Here is a 25,509-nt window from a genome sequence, read left to right on the forward strand (position 1 = left end):
GCGGGGCCGACGCCGCGCAGCTCACGGCGCATCGACGCTCGGGCGAGGCCCCCTGACGGCCTTCGTCGGGAGACTCTGACAGCATGAGGAGGCCCCGCGGAGACCGTCCGGGGTCGTGGTCCGCTCGGACCTCTCCCGGCTCATCCGGGGGCGCCATCGACGAGAGGACAGCATGACCTGGCTCTGGCTCGGCGGCGCGATCGCGGTCGAGGTCACCGCGTCGCTGGCGCTGCAGGCCGCCGTGACCGCACCCGGCTGGTACGCCCTCGTCGTCGCCGGCTACCTCTCGGCCTTCCTCTGCCTGACCCGCGTGCTGAAGGGCGGCATGGCCATCGGCGTCGCCTACGGCATCTGGGGTGCGTCGGGCGTCGCGCTGACCGCGGTCATGGCGGCCGTGCTGTTCGGCCAGGCGCTGACCGGGGTGATGATCGTCGGTCTCGTGCTGATCGTCGTCGGGGTGCTGCTCGTCGAGCTGGGCTCGCAGCGGGCGCACGCCGCCCGGGCCCGTGCGGCGACGGGATCCTCAGGAGGCGCGGGTCACCCGGGCGACGTCCCGCCCGCCCCGCAGACGGACGGAGGTCTCTGATGGCCTGGGTGCTGCTCTCGATCGCGATCCTCTGCGAGGTCGCGGCGACCATCAGCCTGAAGCTCGCCACCGACGGGCGTCGGCGCTGGTACATCGCCGTCGGCATCGGGTACGTCGTCGCCTTCTCGCTGCTCGGCGCCGCCCTCTCGCTCGGTCTGCCGATCGGCGTCGCCTACGGCGTCTGGGCCGCGACCGGCGTCGCGTTGACGGCCGTGCTGGGCCGCGTGCTCTTCGGCGACCCGCTCACCTGGCTGATGGGCGCCGGCATCGTCTGCATCATCGCGGGGGTGTTCCTCATCGAGCTCGGTCACTGAGCGGCGGACCCGCCCCGGTGTCGGAGGCTCGTCGTACGATCCGTTCATGACGACGATCACAGGCCGCCGCTGGGTCATCACCGGCGCGGCCGGCACCATCGGAACCGCCCTCCGAGCAGCACTCCTCGAGCGGGGCGTCGAGCTCGTCTCGACCGACATCAGGCCGGTCGTCCCCGCCGACCAGGGCGAGACCTCCGCGACGACCGACCTGGCCGACCTCGAGGGGCTGACCGAGCTGTTCGCGGGGGCTCACGGGGTCGTCCATCTCGGGGGCATCCCCGACGAAGCGGACTTCCACGATCTGGCCGAGGTGAACATCGTCGGCACGTACCACGTGCTCGAGGCCGCCCGGCGAGCCGGCGTGCCCCGGGTCGTCTTCGCCAGCAGCAACCGTCTGACGGGTTCGTACACGGCTGGCGATCACGTGACACCCGAGATGCCCGTCCGCCCCGACGGCTTCTACGGCGTCTCGAAGGCGGCCGCCGAGGCGCTCTGCCGGCTCTACGCCGACAAGTTCGACCTCAGCACGATCTCCGTCCGCATCGGCACCTACGCCGACGCCCCGGAGTCCGCCCGCGCGCAACGGACCTGGCTCAGCCCCGCCGACGCCGTCCGTGCCTTCGTGGCGGCGATGACGACGACCGAGAAGACGGCCGTGTTCTACGCGGTGTCGGCGAACACCACCCGCTGGTGGGATCTCGACTCCGGCGCCGCCCTCGGCTACGTGCCCGAAGACGACTCCGCAGAACGAGGCGAGGTCGAGCCGATCGACCAGCGCACCCCGCAGGGCGGGGACTTCGCCACGGCGCGATTCTCGACGGATCGGATGCGCCGCTAGTCGTCGGCCTCCGACGCCCTGGTGGTCGGCGTGCTCGCGGGATCGCCGCCCGGGCGCAGGCTCCGACGGACGGCCCTGCCGCCGAAGAACAGGCCGAGCACCAGCATGGGCAGCCCCGCCCAGGGCGTGTCGAGGGTCAGCACCAGGGTCACGCCGACGACGCCGAACACGATCGCCATCGCGACGTCGTTCGAGTCCGACTCCTCCGCGTCGTCGGCGGCGCCGGCGCCGCTCTCGGGGTCGGGCACGGGGCGTTCCGTGGACTCGTCCATGAGGCGACGCTACGTCGCCGACCGGCCCCGCGCCTCCCTCGAGCGACGGATGGGCCGGCCGGCGATGCGGTCAGCTCGACGCCCGGCGGGCCTCGTCACGTGTCTCGTGGCGGGCCTTGAGCGCCTTCTCGTCGCGTCCGACGATGGCGAGGAGCACGATCGCGAGGACGACGCAGACGAGGATCAGGACGAAGGTGGTGTCCCAGCCGAAGGCGTGGACCGACAGGCCGATGCCCGTCGAGGCGAGAGTCGCCCCGAGCACGTAGCCGAACAGTCCGGTGAAGCCGGCGGCCGTGCCGGCGACGCTGCGCGGGCTGAGATCGAGGGCCTGCAGCCCGATCAGCATGACCGGTCCGTAGATCAGGCCGCCGATGGCGACGAGCATCGCCAGCGAGACCCAGAGCGGGCCGTCGACGGGCGAGAGCCAGTACACGGCCACGGCGACGCCGACGGCAGCCATGAAGAGGATGCCCGTGGGCGAGCGGCGGCCCGTGAACACCCGGTCGCTGATGTAGCCGCAGAGCAGGGTGCCCGGGATCCCGGCGAGCTCGAACAGCGAGAACCCGGCGATCCCCTCACCGAGGCTCGCCCCGCGCACCTCGGCGAGGTACACCGGCGCCCAGACCAGCACTCCGTACCGGAGGGTGTAGACGAACACGTTCGCCAGCGCCAGGTTCACCATCGTGCGGTTCGTCAGGACGTAGCGGCGGATCGTCGTCCACGTGGACGCACCCTCGTCCGAGGCGTCGGTCTCGACCGGAGCCGGGTCGTCGCGGTACTCCTCGATGGGCGGCAGACCCTCGGACTCGGGGGTGTCACGCAGCAGGACCAGGGCGACGACGGCGATGACGAGACAGACGATCGCGGGGAACCAGAACACGCTCTGCCACCCGCCGAACCAGGCGAGGGCGAGACCGGCGAGACCACCGGCACCCGCGCCTCCGACGTTGTGGGCGACGTTCCAGATGGCGGTCTTGCCGCCTCGCTCGGAGGTCGAGAACCAGTGGACGAGCGTGCGCCCGCTCGGCGGCCAGCCCATCCCCTGGAAGAACCCGTTGAATATCATCACGACCGCGAAGAAGGCGACGCTCGCCCCGACGGCGGGGACGAATGCGATGAACAGGTTCGCCAATGCGGACAGCGCCAGTCCGATGGGCAGGAAGAACCTCGCGCTGCTGCGATCGCTGACGATCGCGCTGAGGAACTTGCTGAACCCGTAGGCGAGCAGCACGCCGTTCGTGATGACTCCGAGGCCGACGGTGCTGAAGCCGTTCTCGTCCTTGAGGATCGTCGACACCAGCGGCACGTTGTTGCGGATCAGGTAGTACGCGGCGTAGCCGATGAAGATGCCGACGAACACCTGCAGCCGGAGGCGCGGGTACCGGCGTGCGACGGTCGCTTCGTCGAGGCGGGGCGCGGGTGGCGGGGCCGCGAGGAACGCGGTCAGCCCGCGTCGTGCGGGCGCGTCGGCGGGTGAGGTCTTGCTCGTCACGGATTCTCTCTTTCACAACGCTGTGGGAACTCATAGACGACCACAAGGTTGCAGTTCATGCAAATTCCACTCGATGTTCATCCCCGGGGGCTTGACAAGCAGGGCGGAGCCTCGGGGTCAGCGGTCAGCTGATCGCGACCGCCGTGCCGGTGACGGTGATGCCGCCATGCGACGGGACGTCGACGAGCAGCACCCCCGGGCGGCCGATGTGCCGACCCTGGTGGACCACGAAGCGGGCAGGAGGCGCGATCAGATCGAGCGCGCGGAGATACGCCCCGAGTGCGGCGGCCGCCGACCCCGTGGCCGGATCCTCGGTGAGGTCGCCGACGGGGAACAGGTTGCGCGCCTCGACGACGAGCGGCTCGTCGGCGCCGCTCCGGCGGTGGACGACGGTCACCGTTCCGGCCCAGCCCTGCTCGTCCATCAGCCCGCGGACCGCGACCGGATCGAAGCCGAACCCGTCGAAGACGGCCTGATCGCGCACCGCGACGATCGGGTGCCGGTTGCCGGCGTAGGCCTCCCGTGCCGGCCAGCGCTCGTCGAGGTCGTCGGGGGAGAGTCCGAGCAGTGCGAGCAGACGCGCGGCGACGTCGGCGTCGAGACTCCGCACGCGGGGTTCGACGCTGGTGAAGGAGGCGGTGAGCGCGGTCTCGGGGGCGTCCGCCGCGCCTCCTCGGGCGGTGTCGATCACGACGGGACCGACGGCGGTGTCGATCGTGAACGGGCCGACGCCGCGTCGCTCGGCGAGCGCCACGGCCGTCGCGATGGTCGCGTGGCCGCAGAAGGGGACCTCGGCACCGGGCGAGAAGTAGCGGATGCGCACTCGGCGGGAGCGGGAGTCCGTGCCCGGGTCGACGACGAACGCGGTCTCGGCGTAGCCGACCTCGGCTGCGATGCGCTGCATGTCGTCGTCACCGAGAGGCGAGGCGTCGAGCACGACACCGGCCGGGTTGCCACCCGCGGGGTCGGACGAGAACGCCGTGAGGCGCAGGACCTCGACGTCGCGGTCGGGAGCGGGGCGGGGCGGGGGAGTCGCATCGGTCACCAGGACACTGTGCCGCAGGCGCCGCCGGTGCGGTGGATCGCGTGTCACCGATAGCCTCAGCGCATGCTCGCACCGCTCAGTCTCGCCGGCCCCGAAGGAGCCGCGGTCGTCTTCCCGGCGTCGTACGACCTCGGCTGGACGGTGATCGTCGTGGCGTTGGTCGCCGCGGCCACGTGGTTCGTCGTGAGCGTCGTCCGCTCCTCACTCAGCGACGCGGCCAAGGCCCTGTGGATCGTCCTGCTCGTGGTCATCGCCCCGGTGGCGATCGTCGCGTGGATCGTCCTCGGGCGCGACGCTCGGGCGTCCGGCCCGGCTCGGGTTGCGCGCCGTCGAGAGAGACGGCCGTGATCGCGTGGGCCTAGGTCGTCCCTAGGCTGAGCGCCGTGCGCCTCGATCCCGACTCCCTGCTCGCCGGACCGCGCGGGCGCCGGTTCTGTCTCGAGCTCGTGAAGCAGGCGGAGCCGATCACCGAGGCGGGGCTGCGTTTCGGGCATCTGCTGTTCGCCGCGTCGTACCGGGCGGCGAAGGCGAGTGGGGCGGGCACCTCCATCGTCCTGTTCGGTCCGGGCGCCGACGAGCCCCTGCCCGATCCGACACCCGCCGAACTCGGCGCAGCACTCGACGAGGTCGAGCTGCCGCACCTCGACGACGACACGCTGATGGCCGCCCTCGAGGCGACCGTCGACGCCGCCGCCTACTGGCAGGAGCCCGACGGAGACGACCTGCTGCTCTTCGAGCCCGCCGTCACGGCCTCCCTCCGCCGCATCGCCGAGCACGTCGTCTCGACCCCGGCCACAGCCTGGTGGGGCGACGGCCTCGCAGCCCGACAGCATCTGGTCGCGTTCGACACCCCCTGGGCCGAGAGCCGCGAACCGCCGAGCTGGAGCATCATCGGCACGCGGGCGGCCCTGCAGCAGTGGCGCGACGGGGTCGTCGCCGACGAGATCCGATCACGGCCACGACGGGGGCGACGGTCGGGGCACCCCGCTCGCGCCACGAGCGGCGAGTGGTGGTCGACGCCGAACCGGGTCGGGCCGGTCTCGACGCACGCCGGCCCCGACGGCGTCCCCCTCGGGCTGCGCCTCGTCGAAGACGGATTCGGCGAGGACGGCGCGCGGGTCGTGCCGCTCGTCGTCCCGCCCGACGCCCGCGTCATCGAGGTCGCCGGCCCCGACGACTGGGCTCGACTCTGCCGCGAGCACCCTCTCGAGGTGAGCGGCGTCCACCGAGGCGACTGGTATCGCACCACGGGCCGTGACGGCGACTGGGTGTCGCCCGACTGGGCATCCGTCGCCGAGGTCGCCGACGCCGTGCACGTCTCCGTCGCGGGCTATCTGCTCACCGCCGGCCGCGCCATCGCCGTCGCCGATCGCACCGCCTCGGTCATGGCGGGATGGAGTCCCGACCAGACCTACTGGCTCACCGAAATGCCCGGGTCCGATGCCGCTCCGACCGCCTGGGCGAAGGACGACGACACCCTCCGGTGGACGCCCTCACCCGCATAGATGAGGGCTCGTCATCCTGCAGGACGATGTTGCATCACGGAAGCATCTCGCCGCGGTCACGGCGCCCTGCGGCCTCCTAGATTGAGCGATGTCGGCAGGGAGATCACCACGCCGGACGTCCGGCGCTCGGGGTGGGTCAGAGCGGACCGGCGTGTTCGACCCACGCAGAGAGGCACCACCGTGCACGCGCACACGAACACCACCTGGAAGAAGGCGGCGGCGATCCCGACGACGCTCGCACTGGCCGTCGGAGGGGTGCTGCTGGTCGTCCCGACCGCCACCGCCGCCACGCCCGCCGAGTCGACCGTCACCGAGGAGGCGCTGGTCGCCGACCCGACGTCCGCCGCGGTCGTCGAGACACCCGCCGCCGACACCCCGGCCACCCCGGCCCCTCCGGTCGAGGCGCCGGCCGCTGAGACCCCGGCCGCTGAGACCCCGGCCGTCGAGGTCCCGGTCGACGAGACGCCCGCCGCCGTGCCTGCGGCCGAGGCCCCCGTCGCCGAGACGCCCGCGCTCGACGAGCCCGTGGCCGCCGAGCCTGCCGCCGCCGAGCCCGTGCCCGACGCCGCCGCCGAGCCCGTGGCCGACGAGACCGCCGAGCCCGTGGCCGACGAGACCGCCGCCGACGCCGCTGCCGAGGCCGCCCCCATCGCCACGGCGCCGATCCTCACGAGCCCCACCGCGGGCTCGGTCGTCCGCTCCGCCGCTCGAGGCGAGAGCGACACCGCGGCCCCCGTCACCTTCACCGGCACCGGGCAGCCCGGCGCCGTCGTCACGGTCCGCGCCGACCCGATCCGCGGCTGGTACAGCCCCACGAAGTACGCCCTCGCGCCCGTCGGCTCCGACGGTCGGTGGACGGCGACGCTCGAGCTGGGCTCGATCGAGTGGATCACCACCGTCCGTCAGTCCGCCCCCGGCGCCGACGGGCGGCCGAGCGGCACCCCCTCGCCCGAGTCGCGCATCCGCTTCCAGCACGTCGTGGCCTACCTGGCGGCGCCGGGCCCCGTGTCCGTCGTCTCGCCGACGGTCGGCGCCCTGTACGAGCCGACCCGCGCCTCCGGGGCCACCCGTCTCGGCGGCCCCGTGACGATCGTCGTCCGCGCCACCCCCGGTGCGAAGGTCGAGATGTCGTGGCGGGACGCCTCGGGTTCGCAGCGCGGGCCGTCGGGCGACATCACCGTCCCGGCGTCGGGCGTTCTGACCCACGTCGCGACGATCCCCACCGGCGAGTGGCGTTTCAGCGCACGCCAGTACCTCGTCGACGACACCGGCCGCCGCATCAGCTCGCGCTCCGCTGTCTCGGGCGGGCGCGACTTCACGGTGCGCCCGGTCACGCTGCCCGCCCCCGCGGTCACCTCCGTCGCCGACGGCGGCGTGCTCGTCGCCGCGGGCCAGTACCCGCAGGACGCCGTCTTCGGACCCCGCCCCGCGGTCACCGAGGAGCTCGTCGGCACCGGCACCCCCGGCGCCACCGTGTTGATCATGGTGACGAGCGACGACGTGGACTTCCGCGGCGAGCTGATCGCCGTGGTCGCCGCCGACGGCACCTGGCGGGTCGTCCCCTTCCTGGAGCCCGGCGAGTACGTCCTGTCGTCGCGTCAGATCGACGTGCCGACCACCAGCCCCGACGGCGTCCGCGGTGTGAACGCGGGCTCCGCCTCGGTGATCACCCGCGTGTCGGTCGTCCTCCCCGGCGAGCGTCCCGGCACCGCTCCGGCGGGCGTCGACGGGACGGCTCCCCGTCCGGGGTCCACCGTCGGAGGGTCGGGCGGCACGACGCTCCCGGCCGCAGCCCCGGCCGCCGCAGCCCCCGTCGCCGACGACTCGCTCGCCTTCACCGGCTCCGAGGGCACCGCGACCGCCGGGCTGCTCGCGGCCCTGCTCGTCGCCCTGGGTCTCGGGTCGCTGGTCGTCTCGCGTCGCCGTCGCGCCTCGCGCGGTCCGGCGGCCTGACCCGCCGACCCGTCACCCCGCCGACGCCCCGCCCGGATCCGCTCCGGGCGGGGCGTCCGTCGTCCGCAGAGGGCTCCCACCGTCCCCGTCGGCCGCGGGGCAGGACCGTCGCGACCCCGCCGAGGAGGCGCGGGTCGTCGATGAACGGAACCGCGCCTCCCGACGTATCCCCTGGAGACCGCAGTCCCGCCTAGTCTGAGAGGAACGCCCGTGACGGCCCTCCTGACGCCGCACCGCACCCCGACCGCCGAGCGGAGCCCGATGACCGCACCCCCGTCGCGCTTCGACGTCGACGCGGCCTTCGCCGAGCACGGCTCCGCGCTGCTCGGCTTCGCCGTCAACGCTCTGGGCGACCGCGGTCAGGCGGAGGACTGCGTCCAGGAGACGTTCCTGCGGGCCTGGCGGGCCCGCGACCGCTTCGACCCGGCCCGCGCCTCCACCCGCACCTGGCTGTTCGCGATCGAGCGCCGGGTCGTCATCGACGTGCTTCGCGCCCGGCAGCGCACCCCGCACCTCGTCACCCCTGACGACGCGCCCGACGCCGCCAGCCACGACCCCGACCCCCTCGACCGCCTCGGCCTCGTCGAGGGGCTCGCGCGGCTCAGCCACGAGCACCGCGCCGCCGTGGTCGCCGTGCATCTGCGCGGCCGGACCTACCGCGACGTCAGCGAGACCACCGGGGTGCCCGTCGCCACCCTCCGCACCCGCGTGCACTACGCCCTGCGCGCCCTCAGAACCCACCTCGACGAAGGCGGCACCACCGATGACTGATCCGACGCCCTCGCGCCGCGACGAGCTGATCGCGGCGGCGCTCGCCGACGACCTCTCGTCGGCGGAGCAGGCGGAGCTCGACGCCCTCCGCGCCGCCGACCCGACGGTCGACGTCGAGCTGGCGGAGCTCGCCGCCCTCACGACCCGCCTCGGCGACCTCGGCGACCCGTCCGACGGCCGAGGAGGCGCGGGCTGGGTCGATCTCGAACCGAGCGACGACCTGCGCCGCCGCATCGCGGGCATCGCCGCGTCCGAGCCCGAGTCCGAGTCCGTCCGGGGTGCTGCGCCCGGGCCGACCCGCGCCTCCTCGTCTCCCGCCGTCGCCCCCGTCACGCCCCTGTCGGCGAGCCCCGGCCGCGCTGCTCGGGGACGCCGCGGCCCGGGTCGGCGCGCCCTCGTCACCGCCCTGGGCGCCGCCGCCTGCCTCGCGGTCGGCGCCGGTGCCGGTGCGCTCGTCGCCGCGCCCCGCGACCCGCACGTCGACGGCCCGCCCGGCACCCTCGGCGCCGTCGAGCCGGTGGCCTTCGCCGGGGCGCCCTCGGGCGTCGCGGTCGACGGCGACGTCGTGGCCCACACCTGGGGCACCGAGACGCTGCTGACGGTCACGGGTCTGCCCGCCGGCGACGCGTTCACGGTCGTCGTCGTGGGCGACGACGGGCGCGAGTACGAGTCGGGGACGTTCCTCGGAACGGACGTCGAGATCGACTGCAGCCTGAACGCCGCCGTGCTGCGCGAGGACGTCGCGGCCGTCGAGATCCGCGGGGCGGACGGCGCCGACATCGCCGTGGCCGACGTGCCCGGCGTGGGGGCGTAGGCCACCCGTCAACGGGGGCCACCGGACCGTCTTGTGCGGTCGCCGAGTCTGACGTATCTTCATGTTCGTACCAACGGAGCGTCATCGGATCCTCACCAGCTCCGAACGACCCGGCCCCGCGACCTCACCACTCGCGCCGCCGCCCTCGTCGATCGTGGCGCTCCGTCTCTCGTTCGGATCAGGAGTCCCGTCATGTCCATCGCCGCCACCCGCGCCGCTCGCATCGCCGCCTTCGTCGGAGTCCCCCTCGCCCTCGTCGCCTCGGGGATCGTCGTCTCGACGGCCTCCTACTCGGCCTTCACGGCGACGACGTCGAACCCGACGAACAACTGGACGGCCGGCAACGTCGCCCTGTCCGACGACGACGCGAACACGGCGATGTTCACCGCCACGGGGCTGAAGCCGGGCTCGACCGGCACGAAGTGCATCGTCGTCACGTCGACCGGTTCGCTGGCGTCGTCCGTCAAGCTGTACGGCACCGCCCCGGCCACGACGAACGCGCTCGCGGGCAGCCTCAACCTCCAGGTCGAGCAGGGCACCGGCGGCACGTTCTCCGACTGCACCGGCTTCGTGGCGCAGGGCACGGGCGGCCAGCTCTACAACGGCACCGTGGCCGCCTTCGGGTCGACGTACTCGACGTTCGCCAACGGCCTCGCGACCTGGTCGCCCACCGGCACGGCCTCCGAGTCGAAGGTCTTCCGCTTCACCTACACGCTGCCCTCCAACGCCCCCACCACCGTCCAGGGCGGCACCGCGGCCCTCGGCTTCACCTGGGAGGCCCAGAACAGCTGAGCCGGGCCTCCGGGCGCTCCGAGCGAGAGGCCGTCGTCGTGAACACGTCGCATGCCACCGTCGCCGCGGCACCCCGGGCGTCGAGCGTCGACGCCGCCACCGTGGCCGACTGGTCGCGCATCGTGGCCGCGACGCTCGCCCGCGGGCTGGTCGCGCTGCTGCTGGGCCTCGCCTTCTGGGCGGCGGCCCCGGCCGTCGTCGGGTGGCAGCCCACGACCGTGATGACCGGGTCGATGATGCCGCGCGTCGCCGTCGGCGACATCGTGATCGCGCGTCCCATCGAGCAAGAGCGGCTGGCCCCCGGGCAGGTGCTGCTCTTCGACGACCCCGACCGCGAGGGCGCGCTGCGACTGCACCGGGTCGACTCGACCGCCCCGGACGGCATGCTCGTCACGAAGGGCGACGCGAACGCCTCGGCCGACTCGTCCGAGGTCCCGCCCGACGACGTCCACGGCATCGGCGTGCTGCGCGTGCCCTACATCGGGATGCCGATCGTCTGGATGCACGACGGCGACACGGCGCACCTCGTGCTCGCGGGGCTCGCCTTCCTGGTGCTGCTGTCGATCACGCTCCTCGACGGTCCGCTGCGACGCCGCCCCGACCCCGATCCCGCCGACCGGACCGACCGCCGTCACGGCCGTCACGGCGGCGGCGGCTCGACGGGAGCGGACCGGGAGCGCGTCCGAACGCCCCGCGCGGGTCTGCACCGCGCCGGGGTCGCCGTTGGCCGGATGCTGCGGGTCGTCGCTCCGGCCGCCCACGTCGAGGAGGCGCGCGGCGGGCTCTCCCGCACCGCACCTCCTCGGATCCCCGGTCGCGACGGCGTCGGCGCCCGCCGGCTCGTGCTGGTCGAGCGTCGCGCGGTGCGCCGGCGCCGACGCCTGCTCTGGGGCTCGGGTCTCAGCGCGCTCGTCATCGCGACCGCGGGCATCGGGTTCGTGCTGCCCGCGACGGCGATCGCGGCGCCGTTCCTCGCGACGACCGTCAACCCGAAGTCGTCGTGGACGGCCGGCATGGTCGGTCAGCCGGCGGCCGTGCCGAGCACGACGACCCTCGGATGCGTCAACGCGGGGAGCAACGGCGTCACCATCACGTTCGCCTACCCGGCGGGTGCCGACGCGGACTCGTTCGAGCTCCAGGGGCCCGGCCTGCTCGGCGGCACGGTGACCTACGGGAGCACCGCCGCGTCGTCGGCGACGTCGAATCCGAACTCGACGAAGTCGGTCACGTTCACCCCGACCGCGGGCCTCAGCCTCAATCTCGCCTCGACGGTCAAGGTCAAGGCCGTGCTCGGGGCGACGGGCACCCTCTGGACCTCGACGTCGGACGCGACGACGGGTGTCACCGTGTCGCTCCTCAACGGGCTCCGCTGCCGCTGACGGCTCAGCCGCCGGCGACGGCGCCGCGCCCCGGCAGATGCACGCCGGCGAGCATGCAGCGCACCGATCCGCCGGCCAGCTCGATCGTCGGCACATCGAGCGGCAGCGGCCGCGCATGCCGCTCGACGGTGGCGCGCTGACGGCGGGTGAGAGCGGCCCAGCCGCGCGACGACACCGCCAGCACGGGCCCGTCGGCGCCACGCAGCTCGAGGGCGTTCCCGGCGAACTCGGCGAGCTGGGCCCGGTCGAGGGCGACCACCTCGCGCCCGGAGGCGGCGAGGCGCTCGGCCACGCGCCTCCTCTCGCTCTGAGATGCGACGGCCTCGAGACCGACCAGCGCGAGTCGAGACGCCACGCTCATCATGACGTTCGTGTGATAGATCGGCACGCCGTCGGCGTCGGTCGCGGTGAACGCCTCGACGTCGTAGCCGAGTCCGCGGCAGACGAGCTCGACGGCCGCCCGGTCGGCGCGCTGCGAGAGGGCGACGTAGGCGACCCGGTCGACGTGGTCGAACACCAGCGCGCCCGTGCCCTCGACGTGCAGACCGTGCGACTCGAGCCCCGAGTGGTCGATCACCGACGAGACCCCGTAGGAGGCGCGGAGCAGCTCGACCACGTCGCCCCGCCGCTCGGCCCGCCGGCTGGGGGAGTGCATCGGGTAGAGCAGCAGACGACCGTCGGCGTGGGTCGAGAACCAGTTGTTCGGGAACACCGCGTCGGGGCGGTCGGCGCGCTCGTCCTCGACGAGGTGCACCCGCACGCCCGCGCCCGCCAGCGCCTCCGCGACGCCCTCGACCTCGGCCCGTGCCCGGGCGGCGATCTCGGCGCGCGACGCGTCGACCTCGGCCGGGTCGGTCTGGAACGCGTTGTCGGCGGCCGTCTCGGGGTTGGGCGCGAAGAACCGCGGGCGGACCATCACGACCGCGGCCGGCGACTGGAGGGCGAGCCGCGCCTCCTCGGGGTCGCCGTCCCGTCGTCGGATCGCGACGGGCGATGCGGCGTCCGCCGGGTCCCCGGACGAGGAGGCGCGGCGCGATGGGGCGACGCTCGTCACGTCGGCCTCAGACCCCGACGGGCTGACGGGCGACGAGGCCGAACAGATCCTTCGGGTCGTCCGGGTCGGCGACGAGGTCGATCCCGACCGCGTAGTCGGTGCCGACGACGTCGTCCCGGAGGTACTTGAGGGCGCAGACGTCCTCGATGGCGAAGCCGACGGAGTCGAAGATCGTGATCTGCTCGTCGCTCGTGCGGCCGGGCAGCCGGCCGGCGACGACCTCCCACAGCTCGGTCACGGCGAAGTCCGCCGCCTGATGCTGGATCTCGCCCTCGACGCGCGTCTGCTCGGGGTACTCGACGAACACGTCGGCCCGGCGGAGCGTCGCGGGGTCGAGCTCGGTCTTGCCGGGGCAGTCCCCGCCGATCGCGTTGACGTGCACGCCGGGTCGCACGGCCTCGTCGGGCAGCACGATCGCGTTCTGCTTGTCGGCGGTGCACGTGGTGATGACGTCGGCGCCGTCGGCCGCCTCGAGCGGGCTCGCGCAGACGGTGATGTCGAAGCCGAGGGGGCCCAGGTTGCGGACGAGCTTCCCGGTCGCCCGCGGGTCGACGTCGTAGACGCGCAGGGTGCCGATCCCCAGGGAGGCGCGCATCGCCAGGGCCTGGAACTCCGCCTGCGAGCCCGACCCGATCAGGGCGAGCACGCGGGCGTCGCTCCGCGCGAGGCGCTTCGCGGCCATCGCGCTGGTGGCGGCCGTGCGCAGCGCCGTCAGGATCGTCATCTCGGCGAGGAAGGTCGGATACCCGGTGTCGACGTCGGAGAGCACGCCGAACGCGGTCACCGTCTGGAACCCGCGACCCGGGTTGGACGGGTGGCCGTTGACGTACTTGAAGCCGTAGGTCTCGCTGTCGCTCGCGGGCATGAGCTCGATCACGCCGATGGGCGAGTGCGAGGCCACGCGCGGCGACTTGTCGAACGCGGGCCAGCGCGCGAAGTCCCGTTCGAGGGCGGCCACCATGCCGGTGGTGATCGGGCCGACTCCGCGGTCGGTCACCCAGCGGATCATGTTCCGGACGTCCACGAAGCGCACCACGGGCGCCTCCCCTCTGCTCGTTCCGCGGCCGGATCGGCCGCCGTCGTCGTCGTCGCGGGCGACGAGCGCCCGTGACGGCTCCACGCTAGGACTGGGCGATGTGCACCGGCAATCATCAGCCAGCGTGAATCCGCACGGCTGAGTGCGCTGATCGCATGCTCGTGCTGTACATTCCGATGCATGGCCGATCTCGACGAACTCGACCGGCGCCTCCTCGCCGCCCTCCGGGTCGACGCCCGCGAGTCCGCCGCCGCTCTGGCCCGTCGACTCGGGGTGACACGGGCCACCGTCACGTCCCGCCTCGATCGGCTCGAGGCGTCGGGCACCGTGCTCGGCTACACCGTGCGGGTGCGCGAGGATCACGATCCCGACCTGATCCGCGCGATCGGCTTCATCGAGATCGAGGGGCGGTCGACCGACCACGTCATCCGGCAGCTGCGCGGGTTCCCCGAGGTGGTCTCGCTGCACACGACGAACGGCGGATGGGATCTGGTCGCCGAGTACCGCACCGCATCGCTCGGCGAGTTCGACCGCGTGCTCGCGCGCATCCGCAGCGTCGAGGGCGTCATCAACTCCGAGACGAGTCTGCTGCTCAGCTCGGTGCTGCGCTGAGATCGGGCGCCCGTCGCCGGGCGCCCAGCGTACGTCCGTACGCACGCTGACTAGGGTGGTCGCCATGACAGCCCGGCGCAGCGACCCCGGACGACGCGACCGTCTGATCGACGTCGCCCTCGACCTCATCGCCGAGAACGGCGTCGCCGGGATCTCCCACCGCAGGATCGCCACGCGCGCCGACGTGCCCCTCGGCTCGATGACCTATCACTTCGACGGCATGGACGACCTGCTGCACGAGGCGTTCACGCGCTTCGCGGGCACGATCGTGGAGCGGTTCGAGCGGAGCCTCGGCGCCGCGACGACGCCCGACGAGGCGCGGGCCGCGGTCGTCTCGCTCATCCACGACGATCTCGCCTCCGAGGGGAGCCTCCGCGACCAGGTGCTGTCGTACGAGCTGTACACGCTCGCCGCACGCCAGCCGCGCTACCGCGCCATCACCCGCGAGTGGATGCGCCGCAGCCGCGTCGAGCTCGAACGGCACTTCGACCCCGACACAGCCCGCCGCGTCGACGCGCTCATCGAGGGGCTGTCGATCCACCGCGTGCTCGATCCGGAGCCGCCCTCGCGGGCCTTCACGGAGGAGGCCGTCGCCCGCATCACCGCGTCGGGCCCGGCCCCGGCGAGCTGACCCGCGCCTCCTCGTCCGCGTCAGGGGGTGCGGTGCTCCCACTCGCCCACGCGCTCCTCGTGGGCCTCGAGGCGCGTCCGGGTGCGGCGGGCGTCCTGCGCGGCGACCCCCTCGAGCAGCGCGATCGACAGCGTGACCGCGGCGGCGTGCGAGTCGAAGACGAGATCCTGCCCGACCGGGGCGACGAGTCGGACGTCGATGAGGTCGGCGAAGGGCACGAGGGGCGTGTCCACGACCCCGATGGTCGTCATGCCGAGCTCGCGGGCGCGGACGAGCGCCCGCACGGTCGCGGCCGGATAGCGGGGCATCGCGAAGACGAGCAGCGTCGTGGCCCCGTCGAGATGCAGCTGGGTGAGGCCGTCATCGAGGGCCGAGGCGTCGTCGAGCACGTGGACGTCGGGCATGATCCGCTGCGCCAGATAGCCCAGGTAGTTCGCCAGCGCCGCCGACACCCGCAGCCCGACGACGCCGAGCGGCCTGCTGTCGGCGAGGAGGCCGACCGCGCGCCGCATCGCGTCCGACGAGATCGTCGCCTCGAGGGTGCGGAGGTTCTGCCGCTCGTGCGCCAGCGCGGCGCCCGGAGTGGTCGCCGAGGTGCTGCCCGCGCCCGCCGCCGCCGGGGGAGTCGCCGACAGCACCGCGTCGCGGGCCGCGTTGCGGAACTCCGCGTAGCCCGTGAAGCCCAGTGCGGTCGCGATGCGGGTGACCGTCGGCTGGCTCACACCGGCCGCCTCGGCCATGTCGATCGTCGACGCGAAGGCGACCTGAGGCATCGAGTCGAGCATGTGCTGCACGACCCGGCGCTGCGTGGGCGAGAGCCGGTGCTCGTGGACCCGGTCGATGAGCCAGCCGCGCACGCCCTCGAGCTGATCGTCGTCGAGGTGGGGCATGCTCACGGTCGGGCCTCTCGGTGGTGTGCTGCTCACGGTAGCGGCCGACGAGACCGGCACCGCGCCTCCTGAACATCATTAAACACGACCGTCACACGCCGCATGGTTCAATTCACGGCAGGACGTCCGACAGGGCGATGCCACGCCGGCGACCCGAGGAGAACCGTGACCACCACCGAACGACCCATCTGGCTGCGCTTCCTCTCGGGCCCCGACATCGACTCGCTCGAGATCCCCTCCGGCGCCATCGTCGACGCGATCGACTCGGTCGTCGCCGCCCACGGCCGTGGCGAGACCGTCTTCGAGCCCCGCATGCACCTCGTGCCCGACAACGGGGGCGTCGGGCACTTCAACGTCCTGCGCGGGCACGTCTCGACCCTCGGCGAGCGCGGGGTCAGCGGGATCAAGGTCGTCGGCGACTTCGTGCCCAACTACCTCGAGGGTCTGCCGAGCGAGATGGCGATGGCGACCCTCTTCGACCCGTACAACGGCACGCCCCTCGCCGTCATGGACGCCACGTTCGTCACCGAGGCCCGCACCGGCGCGATGACCGCCGTCGGCGCGCGCCACCTCGCCCGCCCCGACTCGAAGGTGCTGGCCCACGCCGGCGCGCGCGGCACGGCGTTCTCGAACGTGACGATGCTCGACGCGATGCTCGACCTCGACGAGATCCGGGTCACGAGCCGCCGGGTCGAGTCGCGGGAGGCGTTCGGCGAGCGGCTGCGGGCCGTGACGGACACCCCGGTGGTGGTCGTCGACACCGCCGACGAGGCCTTCGACGGGGCCGACGTCATCGTCGAGGCGACGCGGCTGACGGAGCCGACGCCGCTCCTCCGACGCGAGCACATCCGGCCCGGCGCCTTCGTCGTGCCCTACGGCACCGTGAGCGCCGTCGAGCCCGAGCTGCTCGACGTGATCGACAAGGTCGTGGTCGACGACTGGGCCGAGTCGCGATCGGGTCGGTTCGGCGCCCTGCGGCACCACGTCGACACCGGTCTGCTCAGCCCCGAGACGCTCTGGGCGCAGCTCGGCGAGATCGCCAGCGGGGCGAAGGCGGGTCGTGAGAACGCCGACGAGCGCATCCTGTTCTGGCACCGCGGGCTGTCGATCCTCGACGTGGCCCTCGCCCACCTCGTGCTGACGACGGCCGAGGAGGCCGAGGTCGGCACGATGCTCCGGTACCGCTGAGATGGCCGGTCTGCACGCCGCCCCGCCCGGCGCCTCCTCCGGTCGCCCGTCGCGCGCTCGTCCACCGCTCGTCGTCGACCGCGCGACCGATCTCGACGCCGACTCGTGCCTCGAGATCGCCGACGGTCGCGGGCTGCGGCTCACCGACCGCCTGATCGCCGAGCTCGACGCCGCCCGGGTCGAGACCCTCGCCGCCCTCGACTCGGGCGACCCGGTCTACGGCGTCACGACCGGCATGGGCGCCGCCAGCACGATCGTGCTCGACGAGGAGGCGCGGGCCGGGCACCAGGCGCGCCTCCTGATCGCGCGCGCCACCGGATCCGAGCCGTGGCTGGGTCGACGCGAGGTGCGGGCGGCGCTCGCGGTGCGCCTCCGGACCTTCCTCTCGGGCGACGCCGGCGTCTCGTCGGCCCTCTGCCTCCGGCTGGTCGACCTGCTGCGCCTCGACCTCGTGCCGGCCGTGCCGACCACCCGACTGGGCACGGCGGGCGAGATCGTGCCGCTGGCCCACCTCGGGGCCGCGGCGACCGGAGCCGCCTCGGGGGAGCTGCTGACGCCCGACGGCGCGGTGGTGCCCGCCCAGGAGGCGCTGGCCGCGTCGGGACTCGACCCGCACCTCCTCGCCGCGAAGGAGGGCGTGGCCCTCATCGAGGGCGTGCCCGTCACGACGGCTCGGGCGATCGTGCTGGCCGACCACGCCCGCCGTGTGGCACGGCAGGCGCTCGCGACCCTGGCCGCCGAGCTCGAGCTGGTGGGGGCGAACCGCGACCCGTTCCGACCGGTGGTCGCTCGTGCCGACGAGTCCTTCGCCGGGGTGCTCGAGCGGCTCGACGGGCTGCTCGGCGCCGAACGGAGGTCGGCGGCGCTGCAGTCGCCCGTGTCGTTCCGGGTCAGCGGGCCGGCGCTCGCGCATCTCGAGCGCGTGCTCGGAGCCCTCGACGCCGCCGTGGCACGGGCGCTCGACGGCGTCACCGACTCGCCCGCCCGACTCGAGGGGGCCTTCGTCGGCACGGCCGGGTTCGACGGCTTCGACCTGGCGGCGTCGCTCGACGCGGTCCGCTTCGCCGCGCTGCATCTGGCCGAGCTCGGCACCGCGCGGCTGCACCGGCTGCTCGACGGCGCGATCACGGGGCTGCCGCGTCAGCTCTCGTCGTCGCCCGGAGCCGAGGCCGGCATGGTGACGGTGCACAAGCGCGCGGTGGGGACCGTGCACGGCCTGCTGACGTCCGCCCGGCCGGCGTCGCTCGGCCTCATCGAGACCTCGCTCGGGCAGGAGGACGCCCAGTCGTTCTCGCTCGAGGCGGCCGAACTGCTCGCCCGCGCCCTCGACGGGCTGACCGACGTCGTCGCCTGCGAGCTGCTCGCCGTGCTGCACGCCCGGCGGCTGCGCGTCGTGCTCGGCGGGGCGGGAGCGCCGACGCCGCTCGACGACGAGCTCGCGACGCTGGACGCGGTCGTGCCCGACGGCGTCGTCGACCGGCCGTTCGGTCGCGACGTGGCGGCACTCGTGCGGGCGCTCGACGCCGGGGCGCTCGCGGAGCCGCGCTGAGCCCTCAGCGCTGAGTGCTGAGTGCTGAGTGCTCAGCGCTTCGGGCGGTGTGCGCGGCGCACGGTGGGCGGAAGCGGCCCTTCGTGGGGTCGTGAGGGGCGTCTTCCGACCACCGTGGGCGGGCTGAACCTCGCTACGCACCGCCCGTGCCCGTGCCGCCGCCCGTGCCCGTGCGCGCACCCGCTCCGGCCCCGCGTCGCGACGACGCGAGCAGCTGCACCACAAGGCCCGCCGCGATGAAGCCGAGCATCAGCCCGCCCATCACCGTGGCCGTTCCGCCGAGCGCCCCGGCGAGAGGGGTGGCGGCTCCGCCGAGCCCGAACTGCAGCCCGCCCGCGAGGGCGGCGGCGGTGCCGGGGGACCGGTGTCCGAGCGCCTGCGTCAGCGTGATCGATCCGGGGATCACCCAGCCCCATCCCGCCGTGACGAGAGCGAGCGCGGGCCAGATCAGTGCGGGTCCGATCCCGCTCACGGCCCCGACGAGCACCAGGGCCGAGCCCGTCGTGCACGTGACGAGCCCGATCGTGAAGAGCCGGTTCTCGGCGATGCGCCCCACGAGCCGGCGGAACACGAGGGTCGACGCGATCATGCACGACGCGTTCGAGGCGAAGACGAGCGTGTAGAGCCCTTCGCCGAACCCGTACTGCTCTTGGAACACGAACGACGACGTCGCGATGTACGAGAAGAAGCCGATCGTCGCCGCGCACCCCGTGACGAGGTACCAGCGGAACCGCGGCATGGCGAGCAGCGCGCCCATCCGCCGGAGCGAGGCCGACAGCGAGCCGGCTCCCGGCTCGGGGTCGACGAGGGTCTCGGGGAGGCGCGCCGCGGCCGCCGCGGTGAGTGCGACTCCCAGCACGGCCAGGACCACGAACGTCGCCCGCCAGCTCGACACCGACAGTACGACGCCGCCGACGAGCGGGGCGACGACCGGGCCGACGGCGTTGATGGCGGCGAGCGTCGCGAACAGCCGGCTGCGGACGACCCCGGTCGTGGTGTCGCCGACCATGGCGCGGGCCGCCACGGAGCCGGCCGCGCCGCCGAGTCCCTGCGCGACGCGGGCGACGACGAGCGTGGTCGCGTCGGGGGCGATGGCGCAGGCGAGGGAGGCGAGGGCGAAGACGGCCGTCCCGCCCAGGAGGATGCGCCTCCGGCCGGTCCCGTCGCTGATCGGTCCGATGACGATCTGACCGACGGCGAACGAGACGAGGAACGCGGTGAGGCTGAGCTGCACCTGCGCGGTCGAGGCTCCGAGGTCGCGGGCGATCGCCGGCAGGGCCGGGATGTACATGTCCGTGGCGAAGGGCGAGATGCCGACGATCAACGCGACCGTCAGGATGGTGCCGCGCCGGGACGACCAGGAGGGGCGGCTCGGGTCCGCCGGGACGTCATCGTCTCTCATCGGGTCGAGCCTAGGCCCGGTGCGTCGAACCGGTGTGAAACCGCGTTCCGTCGCCTCCGCGGATTCTTTTGCGGTTCGATCCGCTCAATGCGGTTCCGCCGCCCGCGACGGATTCCTGTTGGGCGGCACCCGTCGATCATCTCGGCATCTGCGGGCAATGGAGGAGAATGCGCGGGAATCACCTCGGGATGCTTATCCCCGCATTCTCCTCAGGCCCGCGAACGCGAACCCGGCAGAGGGATCGGAGCCGGCAGGGCCCGTCTCAGTGAGCCGCGTCGTACGCCTCGCGGATCGCGCCCGAGACGCGACCGCGGTCGGACACGTCGTGCCCGTTCTCGCGCGCCCACTCGCGGATCCGCTGCAGCTCGGCGGGGTCGGACTTCGGGCGGGGCGAGCCGGCGCGTGCGGCCGGGGCGCTCGTCCTGCGGCCGGTGCGGCGGCCACCCGAGGTGAAGGGCTCGAGGGCGTAGACGAGTTCGGCGACGTGCGCGTCGGTGAGGTCGATCTCGTACGACGCCCCGTCGATCGCGAAGGTGACCGTGCGGCCCTCGCCGTCGGCGATGGGGGTTCCGTCGATGTCGTCGACGAGTTGGATGAATGTCTTCTGGGCCATGATGACGTGATCCGTTCGGTGCTGGTCGGTGCGGTGGATTGCTATCCGCACTCACTATGTCGGAATCCGCCCGAGAATACATCCGGAGGCATGCTCAATTACCTTCCCGGTATAGGCGACGAGTGAAATCCGCCGACCGATTGCGCAGGTGCATCCGCGAGATTCCCCGGTGATAGAGCGCCGGCCCGATAATCGCCACGGGTGCATTTCCGTCGGCTATTCCCGACGTGATGCGCCGTCGCGTCGCGGGGCCCGTCAGCGCCCGGGAGCCGCCGTCGACGCGCGGCTGACGAACCCGGGTCGGAAGATGCGCCGGCGCGAGGCGTCGTCGAGCTCGTCGGCGGGGGTGTGCAGGGCGTCGACCGCGGCGGCGACGATGGCTGCCTCGTCCCAGGCGAACGTGCTCAGCTGCGGCTCGACGAGCGGCGCCATCGCGCTGTCGTCGTAGCCGAGCACCGAGAGCTCCCGCGGCACCTCGAGGCCGACCCGGCGGGCGGCCGCGTAGGCGCCGAAGGCGATGGAGTCGCTGAGGCAGAGCAGCGCCGTCGGGCGCGCCGGCGAGCGCAGCAGCCGCTCGGTGGCCTCGGCCGCCTCCTCGACGGCGGCGGGGGTCGCCGTCACCGTGACGTCGAGTCCGAGCTCGGCCCCGAGCGAGGTGGCCAGCATCTCGGCGGGGCGGCCGGGCGTGGCGGGCATCGCGGGGGCGAGGACGCCGACCGACCGGTGTCCGAGGTCGGCGAGGTGCCGCAGCCCCGTGCCGACTCCGGTGGTGTTGTCGAAGAGCACGACCGGCGACTCGGGCCGGTGCGTCAGCGCGTCGCCGATCGAGACGACGCGGATCTCGTCGGGGACGTCGGCCCAGTACGCCGCCGACGGGTCGACGGGCAGGGCGACCACGGCCTCGACCTGTCGGCTGTTGAGGCCCGCGAGCACCGCCTCCTCGCGGGAGGGCGACGCGTCGACGTCGGCGATCGACGCGTTGAGCGACAGGCCTCCGAGCGCGCGGCTGAGCATCACGGCGAGGTCCTGCTGCCAGAGGTCCCGGAGCGTGCCGACGATCACGACGTTGCTGCTCCGCCCGCCGGCCAGGGCACGGGCGACGGGGTCGACGGTGTACCCGAGCTCGGCGGCCACGCGGGCGACGCGCGCCTGCGTCTCGGACGAGCCCCGCAGACCCCGGAGGGCGTACGACGTCGCCGCCTTCGACAGGCCGGCCGCGTCGGCGACGTCCTGGAGCGTGCGACGGCGGGGCTCCTTCACGCGCTCAGCATACGTCGCGGTGCGCGGCGGTCGGCATGATGCAGCGCGCAGCGGCCAGAGGTCCACCCCCTTGACACCGCGGGTGTGAACCGGTTCACTGGTTCCATGAGTGAACCGGTTCACAGTGACACGATCGCCGAGGAGGCGCGGGTCGACGACTCCGCGCCCGTCCCGGCGTCCGCCGCCCCGGCCGCCACCCCGCGCGTCGCCGCCGCCCGTCGCATCGCCGCCGGCCGCATCGACACCCATCAGCACGTCTGGCCCCCCGCGTTCGTCGCCGCGCTCCGCGACCGCGTCGCCCCGCCCCGCCTCGTCGACGACTGGACCCTGCTCACCGCGGGCGAGGCCCCGTACGCGGTCGATCCGGCCGCCCACGACGTCGAGCGCCGTCGCGCCCGCGAGATCGCCGAGGGCAAGGACTCCGTGCTCGTCTCGCTGTCGAGCCCGCTCGGCATCGAGCACCTGCCGGGGGCCGAGGCCCGCGAGCTGATCGACGTGTGGCACCGCTCCGCGCTCGAGCTGGGCGACCCGTTCCGCGTCTGGGCGGCCACCCCCGTGGTCGAGCACGACCTCGCGGGGCTCTCGGAGATCCTGCGCGACGACCGGGTGGTCGGGCTGCAGCTGCCGGCCACGTGCCTCCTCGATCCGGCCGCCGTGCAGCGGATGGCCCCCGTGCTCGACGTCGTCTCGGTCTCGGGCAAGCCCGTGATGGTGCACCCCGGGCCGGCGCCCGCGGTGGCCGACACGCCCCCGTGGTGGCCGGCCGTCGTGCCCTACGTCAACCAGCTCCAGTCGGCCTGGTTCGCCTGGCATCAGGTCGGCCGCGACGCGCACCCGGCCCTCCGCATCGTCTTCGTCGCCCTCGCCGGGCTCGCCCCGCTGCACCACGAGCGGCTGGTCGCCCGTGGCGGGACGTTCGGCGCGGTCGACCCGAACGTCTTCTACGAGACGTCGTCGTACGACACGAGGGCGATCGACGCGATCGTCCGCGTCGTCGGCGTCGACCCCGTCGTCCACGGCTCCGACCGCCCGTACGCGCAGCCGCGCGATCCCGGTCTCGGTCACGCCTTCACCCACGCCCACGTCTCCGCGAACCCCCGCGCCCTGCTGACAGGAGAACCCCGATGACCCTCACCGCCCCCGGATCGACGACCGGCGCCTCCTCGGCCCCGCTGACCGCCGCCGACGTGCCCGCGCTGCCCGGCCGCGACCTCACGCGCTCCGAGCTGAAGGCCTGGGTCGACGAGATGGCGACCCGCCCCGAGCTCTGGCGCCACCTCGTCAAGCACGGCGGCGGGCAGCGCCACTTCGCGTCGCTGTACCGCGACAGCGACATCGACGTCTGGCTGCTCTGCTGGGACACCACCGACGACACCGGCTGGCACGACCACGACATCTCGTCGGGCGCGGTCGCCGTCGTCGCGGGCGCCGTGAACGAGGCCAACCCGCGGATGGGCGGCGAGGCGGTCAGCCGCGTCGTCGAGGCCGGCCGGTCGTTCCACTTCGGGCCCGACCACATCCACCGCATGGGCGGACACGTCGACGGCTCGGTGTCGATCCACGCCTATTCGCCGCCGCTGTGGCGGATGGGGCAGTACTCGATCGGCTCGAACGGCGTCATGCGCCGGCAGTCGGTCAGCTACGCGGACGAGCTCCGCCCGATGGACGACGTCAGCGTCATCGAGCAGTACCGCGACGAGCAGGCCGCCGCCGACGCGCTGGCCGCCCGCGACTCGTCCGACATCGACTCCTGAGGCGTCGGGCCCCGTGATCGGGCCCGAGCACTCGGGCGCGAGCGGCATCCGAGCGCCCTCCGTCGCGCGGGAGGACGATGTCGGACCGTTCGCCGGTCGGGGGCCCGGCATGCACGCCGGCGCCCCCGACCCCCTAGGCGGGGCAGTCCCGCAGCGCGGCGCCGAGCATCGGCAGCTCGGCTTCCATCCGGGCGATGTCCGCTCCGAGCGGCCGGTCGTCGGTCGACGGGTCGATCAGCTCGACCAGGCGCTCGAACACCGGCAGGAGGCGCGTCCCGGCCACGCGGTCGGGCGCCATCTGCAGCGCACGGACGGCCGCGAACAGCTCGACCGCGAGCACCGCGCCCGACGATCGCACCAGGCTCGTCAGCAGCCGCGTGCTCTGGATGGCGAAGCTCGCGTGCTCCTCGAGCCCGAGCGAGACGCTGATGCTGGCGCTGGTCACCGGCGTGGCGTCGATGCGCATGTGGGCGAGGGCGTCCTGCGCGACGTACTCGACGATCATCAGCCCCGAGCTCGTCGCGTTCCGCCGGGCGTCGGCCAGGAACGGCGGCAGTCCGGTCATGTCGGCCCGCATCAGCAGCCCGAGGCGACTCGTCGACAGGCTGAACACGGGCAGCAGGCCGGTGCGCGCCGCGTCGAGCGACCAGGCCAGCGTCGCCAGGTGGAACTGCCCGTGGTGCCGGACGCCGTCGACCACCACCAGGGGGTTCTCGGCCGGCCCGCCGAGCTCGCGGTCGAGCGCGTCGAGCAGCACGCCGAGGGCGGTGCGGGCGGGCGCGTGCACCTGGGGTGAGGCCCTCAATCCGAACGGGTCCTGGAGGCGCGCCACCGGAAGAGGATCGCCCGTGACCGACTCGGTCAGCCACCGCAGCCGCGCCGCCTCGCGGACCTGGCCGGGATGCGGTCGAGCGGCGTGCACCTGGGCGTCGAAGGCCTCGGACGATCCTCGGAGGGCCCGGAAGCTGAGCGCCGCGACGACCGTCGCCGCGTCGAGCTGCCGCGCGGCGACGTCGGCCGCGAGCGCCGTCGTCGCGAGCGTCACGGCGCTCGAGCTCATGAAGGGCAGCGAGTCGGTCTCGGCGAAGTCGACCGGGGCGACGCCTCCGCTGCGCCACGGGAACTCGCCGATGAGGGTCAGGGCGACCTCGGCCAGCGCGGTCAGGTCGCCCGTCCCGATGGATCCCGTCCGGTGCAGCGTGGGCAGCGAGTCGCTCCGCACCGCGGCCAGCAGGCCGTGCACGACGCCCGGGCTGATGCCGGACCCTCCGGCGAGCAGCTGGTTCAGGCGGACGACCAGCGCGGCCCTCGTGACGCGGTCGTCCTCGATCTCGCCGATGCCCGAGGCGTGGCTGCGCAGCAGACGTCGACCGTGGGCCGCCTGCTCGCGGTGCTCCTCCTCGGGGGTGAGCTCGACCGCGTCGTCGACGACCGAGATGCCGCGGTTGGCGCCGACGCCGGTGTTGGCCCCGTAGACGATGCCGGAGTCGCGCGCGGCCAGCAGCGTGCGGTGCGAGCGCTCGACCGTCTCGAGCGCGTGAGAGGGCACCGACACGCGGGCGCGCCGGTCGGCCAGGGCCACCAGATCGGCCACTCGCAGGGGAGTGCCGTCTAGGGTGACCGGGGGAAGGTCGTCGCTGGCGTGCATGTCGGTCACTGTGCCTCCCTCGTGTTTCGGTCTCGTAAACAGGCTGAGACGCGTATTGACGAAGTATTCATCGCTTCCGCATGATGAATCAACTTATTCACGAATCGCCGG

General features: G+C 73.6%; 26 protein-coding genes. 16 read left to right on the forward strand and 10 right to left on the reverse strand.

The window, feature by feature from the left end:
• Window positions 1–172: 172 nt before the first annotated feature.
• The 3 genes from ASF89_RS04090 to ASF89_RS04100 are packed head-to-tail and all read left to right on the forward strand — an operon-like array spanning window position 173 to window position 1,738.
• A complete protein-coding gene (locus tag ASF89_RS04090) occupies window positions 173–586 on the forward strand; it encodes a multidrug efflux SMR transporter (protein ID WP_055812226.1) in 414 nt (137 codons plus the stop codon).
• Complete coding sequence (locus ASF89_RS04095; RefSeq protein ID WP_055812229.1) at window positions 586–900, forward strand: multidrug efflux SMR transporter; 315 nt, start codon at window positions 586–588, stop codon at window positions 898–900. The genes ASF89_RS04090 and ASF89_RS04095 overlap by 1 nt, the downstream gene beginning before the upstream one ends.
• Before the next feature lie 46 nt (window positions 901–946).
• Window positions 947–1,738, forward strand: coding sequence for an NAD(P)-dependent oxidoreductase (locus ASF89_RS04100; RefSeq protein ID WP_055812232.1), 792 nt, complete (start codon window positions 947–949; stop codon window positions 1,736–1,738).
• On the opposite strand, the gene ASF89_RS04105 is transcribed toward ASF89_RS04100, so the two are convergent.
• The 3 genes from ASF89_RS04105 to ASF89_RS04115 all read right to left on the reverse strand — a co-directional run bounded on the left by ASF89_RS04105 (window position 1,735) and on the right by ASF89_RS04115 (window position 4,547).
• Complete coding sequence (locus tag ASF89_RS04105; protein WP_055800482.1) at window positions 1,735–2,010, reverse strand: hypothetical protein; 276 nt, start codon at window positions 2,008–2,010, stop codon at window positions 1,735–1,737. The two genes, ASF89_RS04100 and ASF89_RS04105, sit on opposite strands and share 4 nt — an antisense overlap.
• A gap of 70 nt (window positions 2,011–2,080) precedes the next feature.
• Window positions 2,081–3,502 (reverse strand): MFS transporter, encoded by a 1,422-nt coding sequence (locus ASF89_RS04110; RefSeq protein WP_055812235.1) that lies wholly within the window; start codon window positions 3,500–3,502, stop codon window positions 2,081–2,083.
• Between the two features lie 124 nt (window positions 3,503–3,626).
• The gene (locus ASF89_RS04115) at window positions 3,627–4,547 is read right to left on the reverse strand and encodes a PhzF family phenazine biosynthesis protein (RefSeq protein ID WP_055812238.1); all 921 of its coding nucleotides are present in this window, start codon (window positions 4,545–4,547) and stop codon (window positions 3,627–3,629) included.
• A gap of 63 nt (window positions 4,548–4,610) precedes the next feature.
• Between ASF89_RS04115 and ASF89_RS15610 the strand changes: the two genes are divergently transcribed.
• The 7 genes from ASF89_RS15610 (at window position 4,611) to ASF89_RS04150 (ending at window position 11,761) form a co-directional block, all read left to right on the forward strand.
• A complete protein-coding gene (locus ASF89_RS15610; protein WP_055812241.1) occupies window positions 4,611–4,895 on the forward strand; it encodes a hypothetical protein in 285 nt (94 codons plus the stop codon).
• Between the two features lie 35 nt (window positions 4,896–4,930).
• Window positions 4,931–6,052: a hypothetical protein gene (locus ASF89_RS04125; protein ID WP_055812243.1), complete on the forward strand. Its 1,122-nt coding sequence runs from the start codon at window positions 4,931–4,933 to the stop codon at window positions 6,050–6,052.
• A gap of 180 nt (window positions 6,053–6,232) precedes the next feature.
• Window positions 6,233–8,005 carry a hypothetical protein gene (locus tag ASF89_RS16170; protein ID WP_055812246.1) on the forward strand — a complete coding sequence of 591 codons (1,773 nt, stop codon included), beginning with the start codon at window positions 6,233–6,235 and terminating at the stop codon, window positions 8,003–8,005.
• Window positions 8,006–8,215: 210 nt separating this feature from the next.
• Window positions 8,216–8,776, forward strand: a complete 561-nt coding sequence (locus tag ASF89_RS04135; RefSeq protein ID WP_235483974.1) for a sigma-70 family RNA polymerase sigma factor — start codon at window positions 8,216–8,218, stop codon at window positions 8,774–8,776.
• Window positions 8,769–9,590, forward strand: coding sequence for a hypothetical protein (locus ASF89_RS04140; protein WP_055812249.1), 822 nt, complete (start codon window positions 8,769–8,771; stop codon window positions 9,588–9,590). The genes ASF89_RS04135 and ASF89_RS04140 overlap by 8 nt, the downstream gene beginning before the upstream one ends.
• A 192-nt stretch (window positions 9,591–9,782) precedes the next feature.
• The gene (locus ASF89_RS04145; RefSeq protein WP_055800504.1) at window positions 9,783–10,382 is read left to right on the forward strand and encodes a hypothetical protein; all 600 of its coding nucleotides are present in this window, start codon (window positions 9,783–9,785) and stop codon (window positions 10,380–10,382) included.
• Between the two features lie 38 nt (window positions 10,383–10,420).
• A complete protein-coding gene (locus ASF89_RS04150; protein WP_055812253.1) occupies window positions 10,421–11,761 on the forward strand; it encodes a signal peptidase I in 1,341 nt (446 codons plus the stop codon).
• Window positions 11,762–11,765: 4 nt separating this feature from the next.
• On the opposite strand, the gene ctlX is transcribed toward ASF89_RS04150, so the two are convergent.
• Window positions 11,766–12,815, reverse strand: a complete 1,050-nt coding sequence (gene ctlX / locus ASF89_RS04155; RefSeq protein ID WP_200937089.1) for a citrulline utilization hydrolase CtlX — start codon at window positions 12,813–12,815, stop codon at window positions 11,766–11,768.
• 7 nt (window positions 12,816–12,822) lie between these two features.
• Window positions 12,823–13,851, reverse strand: a complete 1,029-nt coding sequence (locus ASF89_RS04160) for an ornithine cyclodeaminase (RefSeq protein ID WP_055813074.1) — start codon at window positions 13,849–13,851, stop codon at window positions 12,823–12,825.
• Window positions 13,852–14,031: 180 nt separating this feature from the next.
• On the opposite strand from ASF89_RS04160, the gene ASF89_RS04165 reads away from it, so the two are divergent.
• Together ASF89_RS04165 and ASF89_RS04170 are read left to right on the forward strand one after the other, a co-directional pair.
• Window positions 14,032–14,463, forward strand: a complete 432-nt coding sequence (locus ASF89_RS04165; protein WP_055800511.1) for an Lrp/AsnC family transcriptional regulator — start codon at window positions 14,032–14,034, stop codon at window positions 14,461–14,463.
• A gap of 64 nt (window positions 14,464–14,527) precedes the next feature.
• Window positions 14,528–15,094 (forward strand): TetR/AcrR family transcriptional regulator, encoded by a 567-nt coding sequence (locus ASF89_RS04170; RefSeq protein WP_055800514.1) that lies wholly within the window; start codon window positions 14,528–14,530, stop codon window positions 15,092–15,094.
• A 20-nt stretch (window positions 15,095–15,114) separates the two neighbouring features.
• Here the strand turns inward: ASF89_RS04170 and ASF89_RS04175 are convergent, their stop codons facing one another.
• On the reverse strand, window positions 15,115–15,984 hold the full coding sequence (locus ASF89_RS04175) for a MurR/RpiR family transcriptional regulator (RefSeq protein ID WP_055800517.1): 870 nt from the start codon (window positions 15,982–15,984) through the stop codon (window positions 15,115–15,117).
• 165 nt (window positions 15,985–16,149) lie between these two features.
• Here ASF89_RS04175 and ASF89_RS04180 point away from each other — a divergent pair, with 165 nt between their 5' ends.
• Both ASF89_RS04180 and ASF89_RS04185 read left to right on the forward strand, forming a co-directional pair.
• Window positions 16,150–17,172, forward strand: a complete 1,023-nt coding sequence (locus ASF89_RS04180; protein WP_235476607.1) for an ornithine cyclodeaminase family protein — start codon at window positions 16,150–16,152, stop codon at window positions 17,170–17,172.
• Window position 17,173: 1 nt separating this feature from the next.
• Window positions 17,174–18,721: an aromatic amino acid lyase gene (locus ASF89_RS04185; protein WP_055812256.1), complete on the forward strand. Its 1,548-nt coding sequence runs from the start codon at window positions 17,174–17,176 to the stop codon at window positions 18,719–18,721.
• 133 nt (window positions 18,722–18,854) lie between these two features.
• On the opposite strand, the gene ASF89_RS04190 is transcribed toward ASF89_RS04185, so the two are convergent.
• The 3 genes from ASF89_RS04190 to ASF89_RS04200 form a co-directional block, all read right to left on the reverse strand.
• Window positions 18,855–20,123 (reverse strand): multidrug effflux MFS transporter, encoded by a 1,269-nt coding sequence (locus ASF89_RS04190; protein ID WP_082489765.1) that lies wholly within the window; start codon window positions 20,121–20,123, stop codon window positions 18,855–18,857.
• A 262-nt stretch (window positions 20,124–20,385) separates the two neighbouring features.
• Window positions 20,386–20,736, reverse strand: a complete 351-nt coding sequence (locus ASF89_RS04195; RefSeq protein ID WP_055800522.1) for an Lsr2 family protein — start codon at window positions 20,734–20,736, stop codon at window positions 20,386–20,388.
• Between the two features lie 255 nt (window positions 20,737–20,991).
• Window positions 20,992–21,996 (reverse strand): LacI family DNA-binding transcriptional regulator, encoded by a 1,005-nt coding sequence (locus ASF89_RS04200; protein WP_055812260.1) that lies wholly within the window; start codon window positions 21,994–21,996, stop codon window positions 20,992–20,994.
• A 105-nt stretch (window positions 21,997–22,101) separates the two neighbouring features.
• On the opposite strand from ASF89_RS04200, the gene ASF89_RS04205 reads away from it, so the two are divergent.
• A complete protein-coding gene (locus tag ASF89_RS04205) occupies window positions 22,102–23,124 on the forward strand; it encodes an amidohydrolase (RefSeq protein ID WP_235476611.1) in 1,023 nt (340 codons plus the stop codon).
• Window positions 23,121–23,750, forward strand: a complete 630-nt coding sequence (locus tag ASF89_RS04210; protein ID WP_055800528.1) for a cysteine dioxygenase — start codon at window positions 23,121–23,123, stop codon at window positions 23,748–23,750. Before ASF89_RS04205 ends, ASF89_RS04210 begins: the two co-directional genes overlap by 4 nt.
• A gap of 133 nt (window positions 23,751–23,883) precedes the next feature.
• On the opposite strand, the gene ASF89_RS04215 is transcribed toward ASF89_RS04210, so the two are convergent.
• Window positions 23,884–25,398, reverse strand: coding sequence for an aromatic amino acid ammonia-lyase (locus ASF89_RS04215; protein WP_055800869.1), 1,515 nt, complete (start codon window positions 25,396–25,398; stop codon window positions 23,884–23,886).
• Window positions 25,399–25,509 lie beyond the last annotated feature (111 nt).

The organism is Frigoribacterium sp. Leaf172, assembly GCF_001424285.1.
Classification (GTDB): domain Bacteria; phylum Actinomycetota; class Actinomycetes; order Actinomycetales; family Microbacteriaceae; genus Frigoribacterium.